At 49.1% G+C, this 19,256-nt stretch carries 23 protein-coding genes and 1 tRNA gene; 17 read left to right on the forward strand and 7 right to left on the reverse strand.

Translation table 11 applies throughout. The annotated features are described in order from the left end of the window. Nucleotides 1-71 precede the first annotated feature (71 nt). The 9 genes from pstC (at nucleotide 72) to PGL02S_RS17030 (ending at nucleotide 9,204) form a co-directional block, all read left to right on the forward strand. Nucleotides 72-965 carry a phosphate ABC transporter permease subunit PstC gene (pstC, locus tag PGL02S_RS16990; RefSeq protein WP_228029941.1) on the forward strand — a complete coding sequence of 298 codons (894 nt, stop codon included), beginning with the start codon at nucleotides 72-74 and terminating at the stop codon, nucleotides 963-965. After that, a complete protein-coding gene (gene pstA, locus PGL02S_RS16995) occupies nucleotides 966-1,841 on the forward strand; it encodes a phosphate ABC transporter permease PstA (protein ID WP_006212023.1) in 876 nt (291 codons plus the stop codon). A gap of 49 nt (nucleotides 1,842-1,890) precedes the next feature. Next, the gene (gene pstB, locus PGL02S_RS17000; RefSeq protein ID WP_006212022.1) at nucleotides 1,891-2,646 is read left to right on the forward strand and encodes a phosphate ABC transporter ATP-binding protein PstB; all 756 of its coding nucleotides are present in this window, start codon (nucleotides 1,891-1,893) and stop codon (nucleotides 2,644-2,646) included. A 53-nt stretch (nucleotides 2,647-2,699) separates the two neighbouring features. Further along, nucleotides 2,700-3,359: a phosphate signaling complex protein PhoU gene (gene phoU, locus PGL02S_RS17005; RefSeq protein WP_006212021.1), complete on the forward strand. Its 660-nt coding sequence runs from the start codon at nucleotides 2,700-2,702 to the stop codon at nucleotides 3,357-3,359. Between the two features lie 144 nt (nucleotides 3,360-3,503). After that, the gene (polA, locus tag PGL02S_RS17010) at nucleotides 3,504-6,164 is read left to right on the forward strand and encodes a DNA polymerase I (protein ID WP_036643285.1); all 2,661 of its coding nucleotides are present in this window, start codon (nucleotides 3,504-3,506) and stop codon (nucleotides 6,162-6,164) included. A 166-nt stretch (nucleotides 6,165-6,330) separates the two neighbouring features. Beyond that, nucleotides 6,331-7,167 (forward strand): DNA-formamidopyrimidine glycosylase, encoded by an 837-nt coding sequence (mutM, locus tag PGL02S_RS17015; RefSeq protein WP_006212020.1) that lies wholly within the window; start codon nucleotides 6,331-6,333, stop codon nucleotides 7,165-7,167. Nucleotides 7,168-7,288: 121 nt separating this feature from the next. Continuing rightward, nucleotides 7,289-8,032, forward strand: a complete 744-nt coding sequence (locus PGL02S_RS17020) for an MntP/YtaF family protein (protein ID WP_036643284.1) — start codon at nucleotides 7,289-7,291, stop codon at nucleotides 8,030-8,032. A gap of 9 nt (nucleotides 8,033-8,041) precedes the next feature. Next, complete coding sequence (coaE, locus tag PGL02S_RS17025; RefSeq protein WP_036643283.1) at nucleotides 8,042-8,641, forward strand: dephospho-CoA kinase; 600 nt, start codon at nucleotides 8,042-8,044, stop codon at nucleotides 8,639-8,641. Then, on the forward strand, nucleotides 8,638-9,204 hold the full coding sequence (locus PGL02S_RS17030; protein WP_006212017.1) for a lytic transglycosylase domain-containing protein: 567 nt from the start codon (nucleotides 8,638-8,640) through the stop codon (nucleotides 9,202-9,204). Before coaE ends, PGL02S_RS17030 begins: the two co-directional genes overlap by 4 nt. A gap of 67 nt (nucleotides 9,205-9,271) precedes the next feature. Here PGL02S_RS17030 and PGL02S_RS17035 read toward each other — a convergent pair whose 3' ends face one another. Next, nucleotides 9,272-9,499: an alpha/beta-type small acid-soluble spore protein gene (locus PGL02S_RS17035; RefSeq protein ID WP_006212016.1), complete on the reverse strand. Its 228-nt coding sequence runs from the start codon at nucleotides 9,497-9,499 to the stop codon at nucleotides 9,272-9,274. A 148-nt stretch (nucleotides 9,500-9,647) separates the two neighbouring features. On the opposite strand from PGL02S_RS17035, the gene nrdR reads away from it, so the two are divergent. Both nrdR and PGL02S_RS17045 read left to right on the forward strand, forming a co-directional pair. Then, the gene (nrdR, locus tag PGL02S_RS17040; protein ID WP_006212015.1) at nucleotides 9,648-10,121 is read left to right on the forward strand and encodes a transcriptional regulator NrdR; all 474 of its coding nucleotides are present in this window, start codon (nucleotides 9,648-9,650) and stop codon (nucleotides 10,119-10,121) included. A 176-nt stretch (nucleotides 10,122-10,297) separates the two neighbouring features. Continuing rightward, a tRNA-Ala gene (locus tag PGL02S_RS17045) sits at nucleotides 10,298-10,370 on the forward strand. A gap of 279 nt (nucleotides 10,371-10,649) precedes the next feature. Here the strand turns inward: PGL02S_RS17045 and PGL02S_RS17050 are convergent. Both PGL02S_RS17050 and PGL02S_RS17055 read right to left on the reverse strand, forming a co-directional pair. After that, entirely contained in the window at nucleotides 10,650-11,015 is a 366-nt protein-coding gene (locus PGL02S_RS17050; protein ID WP_164762870.1) for a tyrosine-type recombinase/integrase, read from the reverse strand. A 61-nt stretch (nucleotides 11,016-11,076) separates the two neighbouring features. Further along, nucleotides 11,077-11,250: a helix-turn-helix domain-containing protein gene (locus PGL02S_RS17055; RefSeq protein WP_076152143.1), complete on the reverse strand. Its 174-nt coding sequence runs from the start codon at nucleotides 11,248-11,250 to the stop codon at nucleotides 11,077-11,079. Here PGL02S_RS17055 and PGL02S_RS17060 point away from each other — a divergent pair. The 4 genes from PGL02S_RS17060 to PGL02S_RS17075 all read left to right on the forward strand — a co-directional run bounded on the left by PGL02S_RS17060 (nucleotide 11,250) and on the right by PGL02S_RS17075 (nucleotide 13,043). Continuing rightward, the gene (locus tag PGL02S_RS17060) at nucleotides 11,250-11,462 is read left to right on the forward strand and encodes a hypothetical protein (protein ID WP_036643282.1); all 213 of its coding nucleotides are present in this window, start codon (nucleotides 11,250-11,252) and stop codon (nucleotides 11,460-11,462) included. The two genes, PGL02S_RS17055 and PGL02S_RS17060, sit on opposite strands and share 1 nt — an antisense overlap. 355 nt (nucleotides 11,463-11,817) lie before the next feature. Next, on the forward strand, nucleotides 11,818-12,093 hold the full coding sequence (locus PGL02S_RS17065; protein ID WP_036643281.1) for an SRPBCC family protein: 276 nt from the start codon (nucleotides 11,818-11,820) through the stop codon (nucleotides 12,091-12,093). Between the two features lie 83 nt (nucleotides 12,094-12,176). Continuing rightward, nucleotides 12,177-12,674 carry an SRPBCC domain-containing protein gene (locus PGL02S_RS17070; RefSeq protein WP_051449313.1) on the forward strand — a complete coding sequence of 166 codons (498 nt, stop codon included), beginning with the start codon at nucleotides 12,177-12,179 and terminating at the stop codon, nucleotides 12,672-12,674. 30 nt (nucleotides 12,675-12,704) lie between these two features. Then, the gene (locus tag PGL02S_RS17075) at nucleotides 12,705-13,043 is read left to right on the forward strand and encodes a DUF1801 domain-containing protein (protein WP_036643277.1); all 339 of its coding nucleotides are present in this window, start codon (nucleotides 12,705-12,707) and stop codon (nucleotides 13,041-13,043) included. 887 nt (nucleotides 13,044-13,930) lie between these two features. Here the strand turns inward: PGL02S_RS17075 and PGL02S_RS17080 are convergent. From PGL02S_RS17080 to PGL02S_RS17095, 4 genes are all read right to left on the reverse strand, one after another. Further along, nucleotides 13,931-14,854 (reverse strand): S66 peptidase family protein, encoded by a 924-nt coding sequence (locus PGL02S_RS17080; protein WP_036643275.1) that lies wholly within the window; start codon nucleotides 14,852-14,854, stop codon nucleotides 13,931-13,933. 111 nt (nucleotides 14,855-14,965) lie between these two features. Further along, a complete protein-coding gene (locus tag PGL02S_RS17085; protein WP_036643274.1) occupies nucleotides 14,966-15,793 on the reverse strand; it encodes an NmrA family NAD(P)-binding protein in 828 nt (275 codons plus the stop codon). 57 nt (nucleotides 15,794-15,850) lie between these two features. Further along, nucleotides 15,851-16,300 carry a MarR family winged helix-turn-helix transcriptional regulator gene (locus PGL02S_RS17090; RefSeq protein ID WP_036643273.1) on the reverse strand — a complete coding sequence of 150 codons (450 nt, stop codon included), beginning with the start codon at nucleotides 16,298-16,300 and terminating at the stop codon, nucleotides 15,851-15,853. 60 nt (nucleotides 16,301-16,360) lie between these two features. Beyond that, nucleotides 16,361-17,233: an AraC family transcriptional regulator gene (locus PGL02S_RS17095; RefSeq protein WP_036643272.1), complete on the reverse strand. Its 873-nt coding sequence runs from the start codon at nucleotides 17,231-17,233 to the stop codon at nucleotides 16,361-16,363. 138 nt (nucleotides 17,234-17,371) lie between these two features. On the opposite strand from PGL02S_RS17095, the gene PGL02S_RS17100 reads away from it, so the two are divergent. Next, complete coding sequence (locus tag PGL02S_RS17100) at nucleotides 17,372-18,232, forward strand: amidohydrolase family protein (RefSeq protein WP_173937140.1); 861 nt, start codon at nucleotides 17,372-17,374, stop codon at nucleotides 18,230-18,232. Between the two features lie 62 nt (nucleotides 18,233-18,294). After that, entirely contained in the window at nucleotides 18,295-19,242 is a 948-nt protein-coding gene (locus PGL02S_RS17105) for an aldo/keto reductase (RefSeq protein ID WP_036643268.1), read from the forward strand. Nucleotides 19,243-19,256 lie beyond the last annotated feature (14 nt).

Genomic DNA, 19,256 nt, shown 5'->3' on the forward strand with positions numbered 1-19,256 from the left:
CTCCGGGCGACCCATAGAAAGGGAAGAGGAGAATGAACAAAACTTCACCCGTGGCGGGAAGCACTAAAAGCATGACATTCCGTCGAAGCAAAACACGCATCTCAGATAAAATCATTCCAGTTCTGCTCGGCTTGTGTGCCATGCTTTCGGTGCTTACCACCATCGGTATTGTATATACGCTTCTACAGGAATCCGTGATCTTCTTTAAGGAAGTGCCGGTATGGTCCTTCTTGACAGGAACGACATGGAGTCCAATTCTCCCTCCAAAAGAATTCGGCGTGCTGCCCTTGCTGGGCGGCACATTGCTGATTACAGGCATTGCGGTCTTATTCGCAGTGCCTATCGGCTTGGCATGCGCTATTTATCTCAATGAATACGCTCCTGCCCGGGTTCGGGGGGTTGTAAAGCCAGTACTTGAAGTATTGGCCGGTGTACCGACGATTGTATATGGATACTTTGCGCTCGAAACGGTAACGCCATTCCTTCAGAAGATTTTTCCCAACATGGGTATATTCAACGCCCTTAGTGCCGGTATTGTGGTCGGGATCATGATCCTGCCGATGATATCGTCACTAAGTGAGGATGCCATGCGAGCTGTACCGAAGAGTTTGCGTCATGGCGCTTATGCGCTGGGAGCTACCCGGTTTGAGGTTGCGCTGAAAATCGTGCTGCCTGCCGCTCTATCGGGCGTAGTGTCATCCTTTGTATTGGCGTTCTCGCGCGCGATTGGCGAGACAATGATCGTAACGGTGGCTGCCGGTGCAACCCCGCAGTTGACACTGAATCCGCTGGAAAGCATTCAGACGATGACTTCTTATATTGTTCAAGTAAGTATGGGTGACGTTCCGCGCGGAACGATCGAATACGGTACGATTTTTGCAGTAGGTCTGACTTTGTTTGTCATCACCTTCTTGCTTAATATACTGGCGCAGTGGGTCGCTCGCCGTTTCAGGGAGGAATACTAGATGGAACAATTAAATCTGGGGGATAGCAAAGGTATCAACCGGAGACGTCGAAGTGACCAGACGCTGCATATTATTTTTCTGGCTTGTACCAGCATTGGTATTCTGGCCTTGATGGCTTTGATTGTTACGATTGTGATGGATGGCGTTCACAGGCTCTCACCGGAGCTGTTCACCAACTTTCCGTCACGAATTGCGGATAAAGCTGGCTTGAAATCACCGATTGTCGGCACGATTTACCTGCTGCTGCTCATGGCGCCGCTGTCCTTTATACTGGGTGTGGGTGCGGCAATCTTTCTTGAAGAGTATGCGGGACGCAGCCGCTGGGTTCGGCTGATTCAGTTGAATATCAGTACGCTTGCAGGGGTTCCTTCTATTATATACGGTATCCTGGGTCTTGCGATTTTTGTGCGTGGGATGAACCTTGGCCGCAGTCTGCTCTCAGGGGTATTAACGATGACCTTACTCGTGCTTCCGATTATTATCGTTGCGGCTCAGGAGGCGCTTCGTGCCGTACCTAAGAATCGGCGGGACGCTTCGTATGCCCTTGGGGCAACGAAATGGCAAACGGTATCCAGCGCCGTGCTGCCTTCAGCGATTCCAGGAATTATGACCGGGGTTATCCTGGCCTTGTCTCGCGCGATCGGCGAAACCGCGCCGCTGATTATGATTGGTGCTTTAACGTACGTGGCCTTCTTGCCGGAGAATCTGCTTGATTCGTTTACTGTCATGCCGATCCAGATCTTTAACTGGGTATCAAGACCAAGTGAGGCTTTCCACGAGCTGGCAGCTTCGGGTATCATTCTGCTCCTCATCATGCTGTTCATTATGAACATTGCAGCCGTGTGGATCCGGAATAAGTATTCGAAGAACATCTAAGAGAGGCTATAAGCAGATCTAATCGTGAAAAAGGAGACATGAATAAGATATGGAATCCATCATACAAATTGAGAAACTAAACCTTTATTATGACACGTACCACGCCCTGAAAAATGTAGATCTGGACATTCCGGAGAAAACCGTGACGGCATTCATCGGACCGTCCGGCTGCGGTAAATCCACTCTGCTGCGTACGTTGAACCGGATGAACGATATGATTCCCTCCACCCGGATTGAAGGCAGCGTGCAAATTGGCGGGACGGAAATTTACAGCGAAGAGGTTCACGTTGAAGCATTGCGCAAACAGGTAGGCATGGTATTTCAGCAGCCGAATCCGTTTCCTAAATCAATCTATGATAACATCGCGTACGGGCCGCGTCTGCATGGCATCCGCAACAAAGCCCAGCTAGATCAAATCGTGGAACAGAGCCTGAAACAAGCCGTTCTGTGGGATGAGGTCAAAGATTATCTCAAGCGCTCGGCTTTGAGCCTCTCTGGCGGCCAGCAGCAGCGTCTGTGCATTGCCCGGGCGCTTGCCGTGCAACCGGATATTCTGCTGATGGACGAAGCAACATCGGCGCTTGACCCGATCTCAACGCTGAAGATTGAAGAGCTGGTACAAGAGCTGAAGAGCAACTACACCATTGTCATGGTAACGCACAACATGCACCAGGCTGCCCGTGTATCCGGGCAGACGGTATTTTTCCTGAATGGTGAAGTGGTAGAATCCGCAAACACCGATACACTGTTTTCTACACCATCCGATGCGCGTACCGAGGACTATATTTCGGGCCGCTTCGGGTAATGATTCAATATCGAAATGATCTTTCTTAAAAGCAGATAGGAGGAGCGTCACACATGATCCGGAGAATTGAGTTTGATCAGCAGCTTAATGAGCTGAAGACCCTGCTGCAGGATATGGGCAAACATATGGAGGAAGCTCTGGCCAGCAGTGTACAGTCTCTCCAGACCTTGGATACGGAGAAAGCACAGGCCGTTATCAAGAACGATGCGCAGTTAAACACCATGGAAGAGCAGATCATGGAGATTGGCTCCCGCTTAATTGTAACCCAGCAGCCTGTGGCGAAGGATTTGCGCCGGATTTTGGTGGCCTTCCGCATTGCAAGCGATTTGGAGCGTATGGGCGATTTGGCTCGAGACGTTGCCAAGGTTACGATCCGCCTTCAAGGACAGAAGCTGATTAAGCCGCTCGTGGATCTTCCACGGATGTCGGATTTGGTGAGGGCGATGGTTTCAGAATCGATCGAATCCTATCTAACCGAAAACACAGATCTGGCTTATAAAATGGCTCAGGACGATGATCAGGTTGATCATCTATACAGCGTCATTCTGCAGGACCTCTATGCGCATCTGACTTCTGATCCGGATTCGGCCAATCAAGCCATGCTGCTGATCATGGTGGGGCGCTACATCGAACGGATTGCCGACCATGCAACCAATATCGGCGAGAGTACCGTATATCTCGTTACAGGGCATCGTCCTGACCTCAATCAATAAGCGCGATTACAGGGAAACGCTGGCGAAAGCCGGCGTTTTTTTGCGTGAAATCTTGAATTCACCGTTAATCGAACGGATTGTTCGGAATTAGCGGTAACCTATGTTATCATGTGGGAAGGAAGTAATATTGGTGTGAGGTGTTCTATGGACAAGCTGATTCTAATTGATGGAAATAATATCATTTACCGTGCATTCTTTGCAATGCCGCCGCTTACGAATGCAAGCGGGCAGCAGACGAATGCGGTTTACGGTTTTACCACCATGCTGCTTCGGGTGATTGAAGAGCATAAACCGACACATATGATGGTAGCTTTTGATGCTGGCAAGGAAACGTTCCGGCATGCGGATTATCAGGATTACAAGGGTGGACGTCAGAAGACACCGCCTGAGCTGTCGGGACAATTCCCGCTGCTTAAAGAGCTGCTTAAGGGCTTGGGTGTCCCCCAATTTGAAATCGGCGGTTATGAGGCGGATGACATCATCGGCACCATTACCCGTCAGGCTGATGAAGCTGGCCGTAAAGTGATGGTTGTATCGGGAGATAAGGACATGCTTCAACTGGCTTCGGAGCATACAACGATTGCCATGGTCCGCAAGGGTGTTACAGATATCGAGTATTATGGACCGGAGCAGATCAAGGAGCGTTACGATCTGACCCCTGAACAGATTATCGATTTAAAAGGGCTTATGGGCGATGCTTCCGATAACATACCAGGGGTTCCAGGCGTGGGCGAGAAAACAGCGCTGAAGCTGCTGCATGAATTCGGCTCGGTAGAGGCTGTGATCTCGCGGACCGATGAGCTCAAGGGCAAGATGAAGGAGAAAATTGAAGAGCATGCGGATTCCGCCATTCTCAGTAAGAAGCTGGCTACGATCTTCCGCGAGGTTCCGCTGGAGCAGTCGCTCGATGATATGGCGTTTGCAGGCTTGAATGAGGAAACGGCCGGACCTGCGCTGGCGAAGCTGGAGTTCAAATCCCTGATTGAAAGGCTGAACCTGAGCACGAGCGGGATCAGCGGTGATGCAGCGGAGGCGAAGCCGGAAGCGAAGATTGATGTGGCAATTGTAGGCACGAAGGAGCTAGCCGGCGTTGCTGACATTCTTGAACACGTGACTATGCTGCATGTCGAGACGCACGGAGACAATCCCCATCATGCAGAGGTGATCGGGATTGCGCTGGCAACAGCGGAACGGCAGTACTATATTCCGTTTGACGTTCTGAAGTCGGAGGAGGCGGAGCCTGTCCGTGCTTGGCTTGCTGATAGTGAAATCCAAAAACGCGGTTATGATTTGCATCGGATTGATCTGGCGCTCCACTGGCAGGGCATTGCTTTTGCAGGGGCGGCATTTGATGTCCATCTGGCGGCCTACCTGCTGGATCCGACGGAATCAAATCAGAGCCTCAGCGGGCTGGCTTCCAAATACGGGCTCGCGTATCTTCAAGCCGATGAGGATGTGTTTGGTAAAGGGGCAAAATACAAGGTTCCCGAGCTGGAGAAGCTTAGCGAACATATGGCTAGAAAATGTTTGGCCGTCACGGAGCTTGTCCCGGTACAGGAGAAGGAGCTGGCAGCAAATGAAATGCTTCCTCTCTTCCATGATCTGGAGATGCCGCTTTCCCGCATTCTTGCCGATATGGAGAAGCAGGGGATTGCCGTGAATGCGGAAGCTCTGAAGGAGTTGGGGCGTGAGTTCGAGGGGCAGATCGACAAACTCGTTAAAGAGATTTACGAGATTGCCGGAACAGAATTCAACCTGAATTCGCCTAAACAGCTGGGAGAAATACTGTTTGTCAAATTGGAGCTGCCGGTCATCAAGAAGACCAAAACCGGTTATTCCACCGATGCTGAAGTGCTGGAGAAGCTGGCGCCTTATCATGATATCGTTCGCCTGATCCTGCAGTATCGTACCCTGGCTAAACTGCAATCTACTTATGTGGAAGGCCTTCTGAAGGAAATCTCGGCACAGACCGGGAAAGTACACACATATTACCGTCAGACAATAGCTGCGACGGGCCGTCTGAGCAGCCAATATCCAAATTTGCAGAACATTCCGATCCGTCTGGAGGAAGGGCGCAAGCTGCGTAAAGTTTTTGTGCCGTCGGAGCCCGGCTGGAGCATTCTGGCTGCCGACTATTCCCAGATCGAGCTTCGTGTGCTTGCGCATATTTCGGATGATGAGCGGCTGAAGGAAGCCTTTGTTCAAGATATGGACATTCACACCAAGACTGCGATGGATGTGTTTGGAGTCGGCGTGGATGAGGTGGATTCAAATATGCGCCGATCCGCCAAGGCGGTTAACTTCGGGATTGTCTATGGCATTAGCGACTACGGCTTGTCCCAGAACCTGAACATTACCCGGAAGGAAGCTGCGGCGTTTATCGACCAGTATTTCGAGGTGTTTCAGGGCGTACGCCGCTATATGGACGTGATCGTCAAGCAGGCGAAGCAGGACGGTTATGTGAAGACGCTGCTGGAACGCCGACGTTATTTGCCGGAGATCAACGCCAGCAACTTCAACCTGCGCTCTTTCGCGGAGCGTACGGCGATGAATACGCCGATACAGGGAACCGCGGCGGACATTATCAAGCTTGCCATGGTCCATATGGACAAAGCGCTGCATGAACGCCAATTGAAGAGCCGCATGCTGCTTCAGGTACACGATGAATTGGTGTTTGAGGTGCCGGAGGATGAGCTGGAGGTCATGAAGGAATTGGTTCCGGAAGTCATGAGTCATGCATTGAAGCTGTCGGTACCGCTGAAATCGGAAGTCAGCTACGGAGAGAACTGGTACGAAGCGAAGTAGATGTGCTGCAGGCTCTGCCTCGCAGGCAGCTTGCTTACAGATGATGGGACGTTTCTAAGGGATCATGGCGTGAAGAGGGGGCTGATTATGCACCATACCTTTCCACAAAACCATGGTCCCGCTGTGTCCCAACTTCCGGTATAATGGTACATGAGGTGAAGTCATTATGCCGGAATTGCCGGAAGTAGAAACCGTTAAACGAACACTTAACCAATTGATTAAAGGTAAGCACATAGATCAAGTTTCCGTACATTTGCCGCGGATTATTCAACGTCCCGACGATGCCGAGGCGTTTGCGTTTATGCTGAAGGATCACACCGTGCAAGGGGTGGAGCGCCGAGGCAAATTTTTGCGGATACTGCTGGACGGGCTGGTCCTCGTTTCCCATCTTCGGATGGAAGGCCGATATGGATTATATAGGGCCGAGGAACCTGTAGAGAAGCATACCCATGTCATATTCCATTTCTCGGATGGCACAGAGCTGCGTTATAAGGACGTGCGCCAATTCGGTACGATGCATCTGTTTGCGCCCGGGGAAGAATTCAAGCATGCTCCCCTTGCCAAATTAGGCTACGAGCCGCTTGATGACACATTTACGTTAGGAACCTTCAAGCAGGTCATTGGCAGCAAAAAAACAAAGATCAAGGCTGTGCTGCTGAACCAGGCATATGTGGTCGGAATCGGCAATATATATGTCGATGAGGCTTTGTTCCGGGCCAAGATTCATCCGGAGCGCAGCGCGAACAGCTTGAAGGATGCGGAGCTGAAGCGATTGTACCATGCCATTGTGGATACATTGTCCGAGGCCGTAAACGCTGGGGGCTCCTCTATTAAATCCTACGTCAACGGACAGGGCGAGATGGGCATGTTCCAGCACAGCCATCAGATTTATGGGCGTAAGGACAAGCCGTGCCATGCTTGCGGTGGTCCGGTTCATAAGATGGTTGTTGGTGGACGCGGGACCCATTATTGCCCGAAATGTCAACCGGTCCAGAAGCAATAAAATATAGGCGTGCACCCATTCCCCTTCTCACACATATAATGTGGAACATATGTGGAGCGCATGGAGCTGCTCTCTTTATGAATGAGCAGCTGTCTATGGCGCTTTCGGAGGAGGGAAAAGGGTGCTCAATCATATTTTCTCGTCTGCGCTGCTGGCCATGGCATTAAGTCTGGACGGTTTTGGAGCGGGTGTTACATACGGTCTGCGCAAAACAAGGATACCGCTATTGTCTGTATTAATCATCTCGCTATGCTCCGGACTGGTGCTAGGCGTCTCCATGCAGGCGGGTGCTCTGTTACAGCGGTTCTTATCCCCATCTGTGGCATCCGTTATCGGAGCTGCCATTTTGATTCTGCTGGGTTTGTGGTCCCTCTATCAGCAAGTCCGCAGAAGAAGCGAGTCTGAAGCGCAGCCGGTTTCTGCTTCGGGGATTTCCGAATCCCTTACGGAAGCCCAGGCTGCTTTAAATCAAAGGAAGTCCACCCACGGTGGGGCTGGCACAGCTGAACCAGAGGAGCTTCAGAAAGCTGTATTCTCTCTTGAGATTCCGAAGATCGGCGTTGTCATTCAAATTCTGCGCAGTCCGACAAAGGCGGATCTGGATGACTCCGGCAGCATCTCTCCCTGGGAGGCGATGTGGCTCGGGATTGCGTTATCGCTTGATGCGTTCGGAGCTGGACTTGGCGCAGCGATGCTGGGTTTTTCGCCGCTGGGTACGGCGGCTGTGGTTGCATTGTTTAGCGGGATATTCCTCGTTATGGGCATGAGGATCGGTTTACGTTTTGCTTCCAAGGGCGGAATGCGATTTATCTCTTATTTGCCCGCTTTTTTGTTAATCGTCATGGGTATAATGAAGCTGTTATGAGGTGAAGTCATGAATATCGGTTTAACCGGAGGAATTGCAACAGGCAAAAGCACCGTGTCCTCTATGTTGGCCATGAAGGGAGCGCTTCTCGTCGATGCGGATATCATCGCCCGGGAAGTGATGCTCCCGGGTCATCCGGTGCTGGATGAAGTGACCGAACATTTTGGACAAGATATCCTGTTTGAGGACGGTACCTTGAATCGAAAAAAACTCGGAGAAATCATATTTCATAATCCCGAGCAGAGAACGGCGCTGAATGGTATCACACATCCTGCGATACGGCAGGAAATCCGGGAACAGACGGAAGCGTACGAACGCCAGCATCCGGATCGGCTCGTGGTGGCCGATATTCCGCTGCTGCTGGAGGCGAGGGAGCAATATCCTTTTCTTGAGCAGATAGCGGTTGTCTATGTACCGCGAGAGCTGCAGCTTGAGCGTTTGATGAATCGTGATGCTCTTACCAGAGAAGCGGCAGAGGCACGTTTAAGCAGCCAGATGGATATCGAACAGAAGAAGTCGCTGGCGGATATTCTTATCGACAACAGCGGCTCACTAGTCGAGACACAGCTGCAGGTGGACAACCTGTGGCGCAGGATGGTTCAAATATGAAGTGGCTGCTTAAAAAAAGAGTGCTGCTTCTGCTGTTTGTTTCTTTTGTAGCGCTTCTGTTCCTGAGCTCCAACTGGATGACGCTCCTGTACCCGATCCATTATAAAGATGAGATCCGGAAGCATGCAGATTACTATGAGGTTGATCCATTCCTGGTGGCGTCCATCATTCGGGTGGAAACCAATTTTAAGCCGGGCAAGGAGTCCAAGAAGGGCGCGCTTGGCATTATGCAGCTGATGCCGGATACGGCAAATTGGGCGATGGAAATGGCCAAGCTGCCCTCGGTGAACCTCCTGAGCGTAAAGAATGAAGTGGACGCGAATATCCAGCTGGGCACCTGGTATATCCAGAGCCTGCACAAAGAGATGGACGGCAATCCGATTGCCGCCATTGCAGCCTATAATGCCGGCCCCGGGAACGTCAAGAACTGGATCAACAAGGGTATGTGGGATGGAACCTATGAGAATGTGAAGAGTATTCCCATTGGGGAAACCAGGCATTATGTACAGCGAGTAATTTATTATTATAATCAATATACGGACGTATATAAGGGCGGTTTTTAATGAAAAAAGAGCGCTGGACAGGCTCTTACATCGAGCCGCCAACACTCCTTTTTTAAGGAAGAATCAATTATTGACCGGAGTATTGACCAGCCAATTGTTGCTCGGCCAGGGTTACAAGACGTTTTGTGATGTATCCCCCGATCGAACCGTTCTCGTAGGAAGTCATGTTACCTTGGTATCCGTCTTGTGGGATGGAGATACCAAGCTCTTGAGCTACCTCGTACTTCAATTGCTCAAGAGCAGCGTTTGCGCGAGGAACAACCAGGTTGTTGGAGTTGTTGTTGCTTTGTGCCATGTTAAGTTCACCTCCTTGAGTTGGTAAAAGTATTATGTCTCGGGTTTCGCATTTTCATAACATAAAAGACAAAAGTTTTGCTGGTAAATTTTTCTGAATGTAGTTACAGGTTAAATATGCGAAGAACAAAGGAAGTGAAGATGACTTTATGAAATGTCCATATTGCAGTTATGCCGGAACGAAAGTGCTGGATTCCAGGCCGGCCAACGAAAATAAATCCATCCGCCGCCGCAGGGAATGCGAGCAGTGCAGCAAAAGATTCACAACCTTTGAAATGGTGGAGGAAACGCCCCTGATTGTCGTTAAAAAGGATGGTAGCCGTGAAGAGTTTAGCCGGGAGAAGGTGCTTCGTGGCCTGATTCGGGCTTGCGAGAAGCGTCCGGTATCCGTCGACCAGCTGGATATGATTGTGTCGGATGTGGAGAAAGCACTGCGCAATACCGCAGCAGCCGAGGTGGAGAGCCGCCAAATCGGCGAGCTGCTGATGGAACGGTTATATCCCGTGGATGAGGTAGCTTATGTCCGATTTGCGTCCGTGTATCGGCAGTTCAAGGATATCAATATGTTTATGAAGGAATTGAAAAGCCTGCTGTCCAAGGATACGGACGTACAGGAGCTGTAAGAGCGTCGTGGTTTTTTAGGGAGACGGGTACTATACCGATGTTAGGATGGCTCCGCAGCCTCATCATGATAAGTGACATTATATAGAGAGTAAAAGAAGTACAGCTTGTCTTCATAAAATGCCAAAAAAATGTTGACAGGCCTGCTGATATTTTATATGATATAGAAGTCGCTTACGGGGCCTTAGCTCAGCTGGGAGAGCGCATCGCTGGCAGCGATGAGGTCAGGGGTTCGATCCCCCTAGGCTCCATAACTAAAAAGAACCCGCTAAACACAGGGATTTTCGAGTGTTTGGCGGGTTCTTGCTATGCTTAGATATGATTTGAGCGCGTGGTCACACGTTTGGTCACACTAAGGATTTTTTTAATGCTATTTCATCTTTTGCGAGGCAAATAGGACTCCGCTCAGACCTTTATTTTATTTTTCTCGATCACAAACAATCGCCCTGTCCTCTTTTGGAGGCAGGGTGATTTACTTTTACTCCGTTCTAAATGCTCCGATGAAAGGCGGTCAGTAAGTTGAGGATGAATTATTGAATCATGTTTAACGATTCAGAATCAAATTCTAACGAGCTACCCGTGTCGGCAGCGATTAAAACCTCCTTTTCTTTGCTCTCAAGTTGCGACCCGAAAATCATGTTGCCATACTGATGTGTGGTTTCCTTATGAATAGATGGTGAAATATGGAAATTAATGTCGAAGGTCACTCGAATGTCTGAATGCCCAGGGATTTCCTTTACAATCTTTGGGTTTGTATTACTACTAAGCATTAATGTGACCACGGTATGACGAAGATCGTGAAACCAAATTTTAGGGACTTTCGCTTTCTTCGTCAAATCATAGAACGTTCGAAGCAAGTTGCGTGGATTTACAGGAGTGCCTAACTTCGTACACACAATCAAATCATAGACTCTATAGTACGAGCCAGCGGAGCCGCAGCAAAATGCGCGGCTTATTTTAATCTCCTTCTGATAATTCCTTGTAGCGTTCCATTGTTATTTTTGCCTGCGACAGTACGTAATCCCTGACAGCTATCTTCGGAATTCGATAGCCCTTCATCTTTATCGCCTTGATTTCGCCACTATTTAGCAATTCATAGGCTTTGTTCCTCCCAATGTTCGATGCTGGCAATGGTCAACTTCATCGCGCAAGGGATGGCAATCGGGATCTATGGCAAGATGACGGACCTCAGCGGATCGGCGATTCCAGCATGGAATCCGCTCTTTGGATCACCCGCAACGCGGGGGCTTGATCTTCAGCAATATCTGGTTCGTGCTGGCGGTCTTACAAGTTACCAGCTTAGGCCTCTTCTATTTCGTATTCGGCAGACGCCGCCGCGCTGAATCGTCCGAGACATGGTTAATCACGGCTTAAGCCTGCGTCAAGCGCACACTTCTACGACATGAGGTATTCTGTAAAATTCTTGGCCTTTCGCGCTTCGGCGCGATTAATGAAAGTGCGGTCAATTTAAATACTAAATATTCCTTGACAGGTATATTCCTTGACAGGTATATTCAAAATGAACAGAAAATAATATGAAAAGGAGTGATTTGGTCGAAGAAATCGGCATTCTTGATTGTTGCCGTCGTCCTGTTGTTGGGAGCATTGGTCAGAAGGTCCCGTGTTTGCTTTCGTATAGCGAATCCTTTGTAATCGCGCGTATGAATGGATTGGAGTTTTCACGCGACGTTAATCCAAATGCTGATTTATCCAGACTTCATCCAATCGTATTCCGATGAAGAAGGTAACACGATCCGGGCTCCGTTCAGCGGAACGTGGCCGCTCGAAGTGATCAATCACTTGATGTTAACCGAAAGCGAAGGAAAGACGACGCTTACGCTAAGAGGCGGTCCGTTTAACGCCACTGAGGAAGAACGCGCCACCTTTGAGAGCATGCGCCCGCATGTACAGCAAGGATTCGTCGGGACATTTGATCAACTCGATGCGTTCTTGGAACAAAACTTGAACCGTTAACTACTGTGTTGGCGATATTGGAAAAAATGGGATAAAATCTGAGCAGAACCCTATTTCTTACCCAAATGAGGAGGAAAAACACGATGAGTCAACAGGCAAATAAAGCAACAACGCGAGTAGAAGGACAAGCATTAATCATTGAGCGTATTTTCGAAGCACCGCGCGAGTTGGTGTGGGATGCTTGGACAAAGCCGGAGCATGTGTCCCGCTGGTGGGGTCACGGCGGAGTACCCCTCCATGCCTGCGAGATCGATTTGCGAGTGGGTGGCACCTACCGATATGTTCAGTTGGGTCCGGATGGGACCGAGTTTCCTATCATCGGTACGTATCGCGAAATTGTGAAGCCTGAGCGACTGAACTATACGATGATTTTTGACGTGGCTCCGTATAACGAGCACGAATCCGTCATTTTCGACTCGTTTGAACAGCTTGAAGGCGGTAAATCAAAATTGACGATGCGCACGGAATACGTCTCTGCTGAAGCCCTTCAAGGCTCACTGGCTTCCGGTGCGGAGCAAGGCGCGATTGCGTCCATGGAACGTTACGCCGAATATTTGGCCAAGTTGCAACAGGAAGCCTAATATCCATCGATAAGAGAGGACGTGTTGAAAATGAACCCAGAAGTATCCACATTTATTGAAAATCTGTCCTCGCCATGGCAAGTTCAATTGTGCGGTCAGCTTCGGCATATGGTCCACGAGACGATTCCCGGAGCGGAAGAGAAGATTCAATACAAGAAACCGCATTTTCTGAAGAACGGGCAGTTTGCTGCCGTCATTTCACCTTCGAAAGATGCAATTGCATTTATGATCATGAATACAGTCGGCATGGCGTTTCCGAAAGACTTCGAGGGTCCGGCCGAACGGAAGTGGATCAAGCTGCGCGAAGGAGATAAGCCGGATCTGGCCCAATTGTCCGGCTATCTGAAGCAAGCATCCGAGTCGTTGTAATTGGGAAAGTAGCAGTTTTTTAGAGGATATAAGCAAAGAGAGAGAGTGGAGATAGGGTTCCTCACTCTCTTTATTTTTATCGAAAGAGAGGTTAAATCGGTGCAAGTTTCCGATGTGAGTTCCGAAGTCTCGCATCACGCAGTAAACGGCCCATCAAAAGGGCACGATAGTTGAAAATTGAAAAATGGGGGAACCCTCATATTCTGATGGCTCTCCTTATTAAATTACTGGCCTCTATTTCGATAACATCATGGCTCTCACTAATTAACCAAGTGGCTCTGCCGCACCGAAATATTCACAAGGACAGCGATGATCGCCGTCCTTGTGTTTTTTATTGCAAACCAAACAAATGAATAATGCTTAAATAATGTAACCCCTCTCCACCAGTATGCCTTCCTACAGATGGCATTTTCCTTATGTATCTATCTTTAATTAGTAGTTCTATACAAGAAATTTTATATATGGTCAATATCGGAATAGATACTATATATATTAACTGTCCAATTTCACAATCGGAATTCAGCAGATTGAAAGTGCAACTCGAGGAAGCTTTAAACAGACAGAGGACAAGTATCTTAAAAATACATTTATTACCTATGCCTATGCCAAGCTAGGTTTTCAGAAAATAAGATTACGGAAAATACACCGGGACGGCGTGTTGGAAATTTCTCCGGTCTCGACAGCATGGGATCAAAGAGACGCTACATTTTACGTCAAATAAATCAGGTGTGAAGGTCTTGCCCATCTGTAGCGCAGCTATGAGTTTATCTGCAGCATCACATAGAAAAATGAAGGCAGCTGATCTGAATGATCAACTGCCTTTTTTTCAGTAATATCTCGCTGCGCATGGGCAGCATGGGGATGAAGCGAGGCCCATGCAACGAGCTTTATGCACTGATCGTAGGTTCAACCACGGTTATGGTATTAAGAATGGAATCGAGATTAACCAAGGCGCCAATCGGCAGAGCTGCTTTATACAAACCATGACCCGTGGCAAGGTTCGTGATCAACGGCTTGCCGAGCGGCACAATGAACTCGTTGATGAGATCCTCGTAGGATTTGCCGTAAGCAGCCTGGCAGCCTGTACATTCCCCCGTGATAATGCCGATGCAGTCACGAAATTTCCCCGCGAGTTTCAAATCGTTCAAGTACCTGTAGACGGTATTGGTCGGTTCATGAGTTTCTTCAAGAACGATTATTTTGCCCCGCGTATCGATTTCGAAAGGCGTTCCAAGCGTATCTACAAACGAGGTTAGATTACCGCCCACAAGCGGCCCTGTAACGTTGCCAGGAACCCGGCTAATCAGAGGCATCTCGGGGGGATTCAGGATGGGCCGTGTTAATGAATACAGGGACGTCGCGGCAAAAAACTGGTCGTAATTGTAGGAGGGCGTCTCGGGTTTGAAGTCGATAAGCAAGAGGCTGTGAAACGTAATTAAATCCACGAATTGATGCAGTGCGTTTAATAGTACCGTTATATCACTGTAGCCCGTCAAGATTTTCGGATGGTTCCGGATCACTTGATAATCAAGGTATGGAAGGATTCCGGCTACTCCGGTGCCGCCTCTTGTGGGCAGTATCATTTTCACCTGATCATCTTGAAACATCATCATTAAATCGGATGCCCGCTGTTCGTCTGTTCCGGCCAGAAACCCGTTTTGGGCATATACATATTGGCCCAATACGACATTGAACTCCATGGCTCGTAAATATTCGATCCGTGCATTGATGATGTTGGCATCGAGCGGGCTGCCCAAGGTAACGATTCCAACGGTATCGCCTCTCTGCAATATGGGCGGACGTATCGGCATATTCCTGCCTCCTTCCTTGAGTCCCAGGGGCCATCGTATTCCCGTATTGCTTAATTATATTGGGTACGTTGGCTGCACAGTACTCAATGAAGGGGAAATGTCGATTCATCGTCAGTCGGATCTAATCACTGCCCCGACATAAGCTTTCATGTTTTCTTTCATCGTTGTTAACGGGCGTCCCAATAAATACTCCAGATCGCCAGAAGTTGAAGCCGTATCGATTTTTCTTAAAAAGCTGAATATCCAATGCTGTAACTCGTTGGTGGGACATAGGGATATCACTCTGCCCGTTAGTTCTGAAAGAGTGGAGGCTACATCGCTGAAGGTCCAAACGTCAGGCGCCACAAGCTCATACGTTTTATTAAGATGGCCCTCACCGGATAATGCTGCCGCGATGGCGGCTCCCAGATCGGAGCGCGTAACCGCATTGAATTTCCACGACCCCGGATGGATACGAAGATTTCCTGTCAGAATGGACGCATTCACATCGAGTGCTTCGATAAAGTCCATATATAGGCCATTGCGAAGAAAAGTATACGGAATTCCGGTTGTGCGAATGGCATGTTCCGTTGCCAAATGCAAATGGGTCAGTGAAATGTCGCTATGTTCGGGAAAGGCAAAGCTGGTATAGAATATATGGCCAACGTTCGCTTTTTTTGCAGCTTCTATCACATGGGCATGCTGCCGCATACGAACGGTATCATCGGGATGGGGACTAGAGATGAACAACAGCCGCGAAGTACCCACGAAGGCCTTCTCCAGGGAGGCGGGCTCGTCGTAGTTGCAGAAACGAACAGTTATTCCTTGGTCCTCCCATGATTTTCCGGATTCCATACGCCGAACGCAAGCAACGATTTGATCAGGTGAAACATGGTGAAGAAGCTCTTGGATTATGAGGCTGCCGAGCCGGCCATTGGCTCCTGTAATTACGATTGACATTGCCATCATCCTTTTTGATTTTAGTTAAGTGCTTAACCAAATGGGCGTGAAAAGCCGTCACGCCTCCTTTAATTTACGCAGAAGGGCCAGTAGCTGCTTTAATTCTTCGTCATTCAGCACGTTCATCTTAGCGGAAACTTGCTGCCTGTTCGCAGGCAGGTTATGGATTAATAAATGCTGACCTTCATTTGTAATGGTGATAACCGATTTTCGACCGTCCCGGGGATGGTTATCCCGCCGAATCAAGCCTTCATTTTCCAAGGGGGTGAGCAGCAGGCTGATATTGGGTTTGGTTACTCCGATTTGTTGTGCCAGCTTGGAGGGAAGCATGGTTCCTCCCTCTTTCATAAGTTCAACTAATATACGTATTCTGGCTCCGTTCAACCCTTGTGCCTTCCAGTAGCTTTCGGATACGTCGACCAGCTTTGCCGTTGTTTCCACCAACGTGAAGAAAGCAAGGGTCGGCAGCGGCAAATCCAGCACGTATTGTTGCAGGTCGTCATTCAACGAGATCACACCCCCTATTTAGTTAAGTGCTTAACTATAAATAATATAATTCTAAATGGGTCAACTGTCAATTGCCTGCTTCCTATACGCTCCGGGAGTCATTCCCGTCAACGTTTTGAAATTTCGATGAAAGTGAGTCAGGGTGTCGTATCCGCAGATTTCAGCGATTTGTCCGATAGATTTCTCGTGGTGTAGCAGGAGCTCTTTAGCACGGGCGATTCGTTTGGCATTGATGTAACCCGTAACATGCAAACCAGTATATTTCTTGAACATACGGGAAAAATGGGCCGGGTCTACCGATGCATGGGCCGACAGAGTGGCTAGTCCTATGGGTTGATCCAGATGTTCATGAATCCATTGGATGGAATCCCTCAACCAGGAGGGGCCGATCTGTGAGTGGGCCGGCTGTTCTGCGGACAAGGTACTGATGTAGCGATTGATATGCAGCAGTAAGGAGCGCAGCAAGAGCACAAGCGCCTCGCGGAAACCCAACTGAGCAAGTCGGGTCTCTTCCGAGATCCTTTTTAGCATACCCTCGATATATTGTTGATTTGACTTGGGTAATTCATGACGATAAGATCCTGATTTTTGAGCAACGTCGAAGCAAGAAAGGATTGCATATTGCAGATCGCTTCCATTCGCACCTAAGACGAGCGAAGGCGCAAAGAATAAAGCACTCGAAATAATCGGATCATCCGGGTCAGGGAAAGAGCTGTGAATCGTGTTTCCGGGGATGATGAAAAGGTCGCCTGCTTTTTTCTCCATCAGCTTGTTTTCAATAAAAAAAGTGCCCTTTCCCTGGTACACATATACCAATTCGTAAAGATCATGCAAATGATGAGGCAGCTCCACTTCGGGGCTTTTTGTAGTCCGATAAACCAATTCCATCGGAAACAGGGGGTCCCCTTTAAATGGTTTGCGCAGGGGAGTCATGATCATCGCTCCTTATCTTCTAATAGAAACACAATATCAAAATAAGTTATAAAATTGCAATTCCACGCTATATTTGTACACAGACTTTGATCATACAATGAAAATAGCAAACATTACATCAAAAAGGCAGGGATGTTCATGAGAGTAGATGCCCATCAGCATTATTGGCTGATAGAACGAGGAGATTATGGATGGATCAAGCCGGATATTCCAGAGCTTTATCGAAACTTCCTGCCTTCTGATCTGAAGCCGCATTTGGATTTGCACCGGTTTGACGGCAGCATAACCGTCCAGGCAGCACCGACCATGGAAGAGACAGACTATCTATTGTCGCTCGCGGATCACGATTCTTCCATTCTCGGAGTGGTAGGATGGATCGATCTCTTCGATCCCGAGCACCGGCAGCATTACGAGCGATTTCGGAAACATCCGAAATTTATCGGCTTTCGTATTATGATCCAGGATATGCCTGATGCCCAGGTGATCCTGGAGCCGTCATACATCGAAGCATTTAGTGGATATGCCAAGGAGGAGGTTCCAATCGATCTTCTTGTTCTGAGTCACCAGTTGGAACCGCTGCTGAAGCTAATCCAACAGGTTCCCAGCATCCGCGGAGTTGTCGATCATCTGGGCAAACCGCCGATCCGGAGCGGGCGGATCGAGCCTTGGGAGAGCCTCCTGAAGCAAATTGCCGGTTTTCCGAGTATCTACTGCAAGCTCTCCGGCATGGTAACCGAGGCGGAGCATCGCCGATGGAGTCAGGAGGATTTTAATAAGTATGTACATAAAGTGACAGCGATGTTCGGTCCTGAGCGGGTCATGTTCGGCAGCGATTGGCCCGTATGCCTGCTTTCAGCTGAATATGGCCAAGTGGTTGACGTATTGGCCGAAGCTCTGCCGAAATCATGGGGAGAGGCGGAATATGCCCGATTGTTCGGCCTGAATGCCAAGGCGTTTTACAAGCTTAAGGATGTTCGTGGTGACGGTCTGGAAGAATAGCTGGGATACAGCCGGGCAGCTCATGAATCGATATATCTATGAATAGGGAGGGTGTTTTCATCATGAAATATCGTAAGTTAGGTCGTACCGGGCTCGATGTTTCCATATTAAGCTTCGGAGCTTCTTCGCTAGGCTCCGTCTTTCGGGAAACGGACGACCGCGAGGGAATCCGAACCGTGCACGCAGCCGTTGATGCGGGCATCAATCTGATCGATGTATCCCCCTATTACGGCTTGACAAAGGCGGAAAGCGTGCTGGGCGAAGCAATCCAACAATTACCCCGGGACAAGTTTATCCTGTCCACGAAAGCAGGCCGGTATGGCGAGCATGATTTTGATTTCACGTCCAAGCGGATTATCGACAGTGCCGATGAGAGCTTGAAACGACTTAAAACCGATTACGTGGATATTCTTTTTTTGCATGATATAGAGTTCGTTCCCGCATCCGTTATTCTCGAGGAGGCTCTTCCTGCACTCCAGCATCTAAAAGAGAAGGGGACAATCCGGTTTGGCGGGATTTGCGGTCTGCCGCTGCAGCTGTTCGAGAAACTGCTGCCCCAAGTGCAAGTGGAAGTGGAAGTCATCATTTCTTATTGCCATTATTCTTTGAACGATCAGACACTTACCGGTTTGCTGCCGCTGCTTAACGACAAGGAAGTTGGCCTTATTAATGCATCTCCCTTATCCATGGGATTGCTTGGTCCCAGAGGAGCGCCGTCCTGGCACCCGGCTTCAACGGAGATCAAGGAAGCCTGCAGACGTGCGTCCGAATATTGCGCCAAAGCCGGAGTGGATATTGCGAAACTAGCTGTGCAGTTCTCAACCTCGAATGAACAGATACCGACAACGCTGGTCAGTACGGCTAACCCTGACAATATAAAGCGTAATGCTGCTTGGAGTGAAGAGTCGCTGGATCCTATCGTCTTAGCCGAAGTGTTGAACATATTGGAGCCCGTACAAGGGTGGACTTGGACAAGCGGCCGTCCGGAATACAATGAAGGCATCCGCTGATCAAGAGAGGAGGC

It is taken from the genome of Paenibacillus glucanolyticus NBRC 15330 (genome assembly GCF_004000885.1).
Classification (GTDB): domain Bacteria; phylum Bacillota; class Bacilli; order Paenibacillales; family Paenibacillaceae; genus Paenibacillus_AQ; species Paenibacillus_AQ glucanolyticus.

Coding starts and splice junctions, on each gene's coding strand:
- PGL02S_RS17065 (WP_036643281.1), top strand. CDS start 11,818: ATGCTGATTTATCCAGACTTCATCCAATCGTATTCCGATGAAGAAGGT.
- pstB (WP_006212022.1), top strand. CDS start 1,891: ATGGAATCCATCATACAAATTGAGAAACTAAACCTTTATTATGACACG.
- PGL02S_RS17100 (WP_173937140.1), top strand. CDS start 17,372: ATGAGAGTAGATGCCCATCAGCATTATTGGCTGATAGAACGAGGAGAT.
- PGL02S_RS17060 (WP_036643282.1), top strand. CDS start 11,250: ATGGTCAACTTCATCGCGCAAGGGATGGCAATCGGGATCTATGGCAAG.
- coaE (WP_036643283.1), top strand. CDS start 8,042: ATGAATATCGGTTTAACCGGAGGAATTGCAACAGGCAAAAGCACCGTG.
- PGL02S_RS17030 (WP_006212017.1), top strand. CDS start 8,638: ATGAAGTGGCTGCTTAAAAAAAGAGTGCTGCTTCTGCTGTTTGTTTCT.
- nrdR (WP_006212015.1), top strand. CDS start 9,648: ATGAAATGTCCATATTGCAGTTATGCCGGAACGAAAGTGCTGGATTCC.
- PGL02S_RS17070 (WP_051449313.1), top strand. CDS start 12,177: ATGAGTCAACAGGCAAATAAAGCAACAACGCGAGTAGAAGGACAAGCA.
- PGL02S_RS17035 (WP_006212016.1), bottom strand. CDS start 9,499: ATGGCACAAAGCAACAACAACTCCAACAACCTGGTTGTTCCTCGCGCA.
- polA (WP_036643285.1), top strand. CDS start 3,504: ATGGACAAGCTGATTCTAATTGATGGAAATAATATCATTTACCGTGCA.
- pstC (WP_228029941.1), top strand. CDS start 72: ATGACATTCCGTCGAAGCAAAACACGCATCTCAGATAAAATCATTCCA.
- phoU (WP_006212021.1), top strand. CDS start 2,700: ATGATCCGGAGAATTGAGTTTGATCAGCAGCTTAATGAGCTGAAGACC.
- pstA (WP_006212023.1), top strand. CDS start 966: ATGGAACAATTAAATCTGGGGGATAGCAAAGGTATCAACCGGAGACGT.
- mutM (WP_006212020.1), top strand. CDS start 6,331: ATGCCGGAATTGCCGGAAGTAGAAACCGTTAAACGAACACTTAACCAA.
- PGL02S_RS17095 (WP_036643272.1), bottom strand. CDS start 17,233: ATGACTCCCCTGCGCAAACCATTTAAAGGGGACCCCCTGTTTCCGATG.
- PGL02S_RS17080 (WP_036643275.1), bottom strand. CDS start 14,854: ATGCCGATACGTCCGCCCATATTGCAGAGAGGCGATACCGTTGGAATC.
- PGL02S_RS17075 (WP_036643277.1), top strand. CDS start 12,705: ATGAACCCAGAAGTATCCACATTTATTGAAAATCTGTCCTCGCCATGG.
- PGL02S_RS17105 (WP_036643268.1), top strand. CDS start 18,295: ATGAAATATCGTAAGTTAGGTCGTACCGGGCTCGATGTTTCCATATTA.
- PGL02S_RS17085 (WP_036643274.1), bottom strand. CDS start 15,793: ATGTCAATCGTAATTACAGGAGCCAATGGCCGGCTCGGCAGCCTCATA.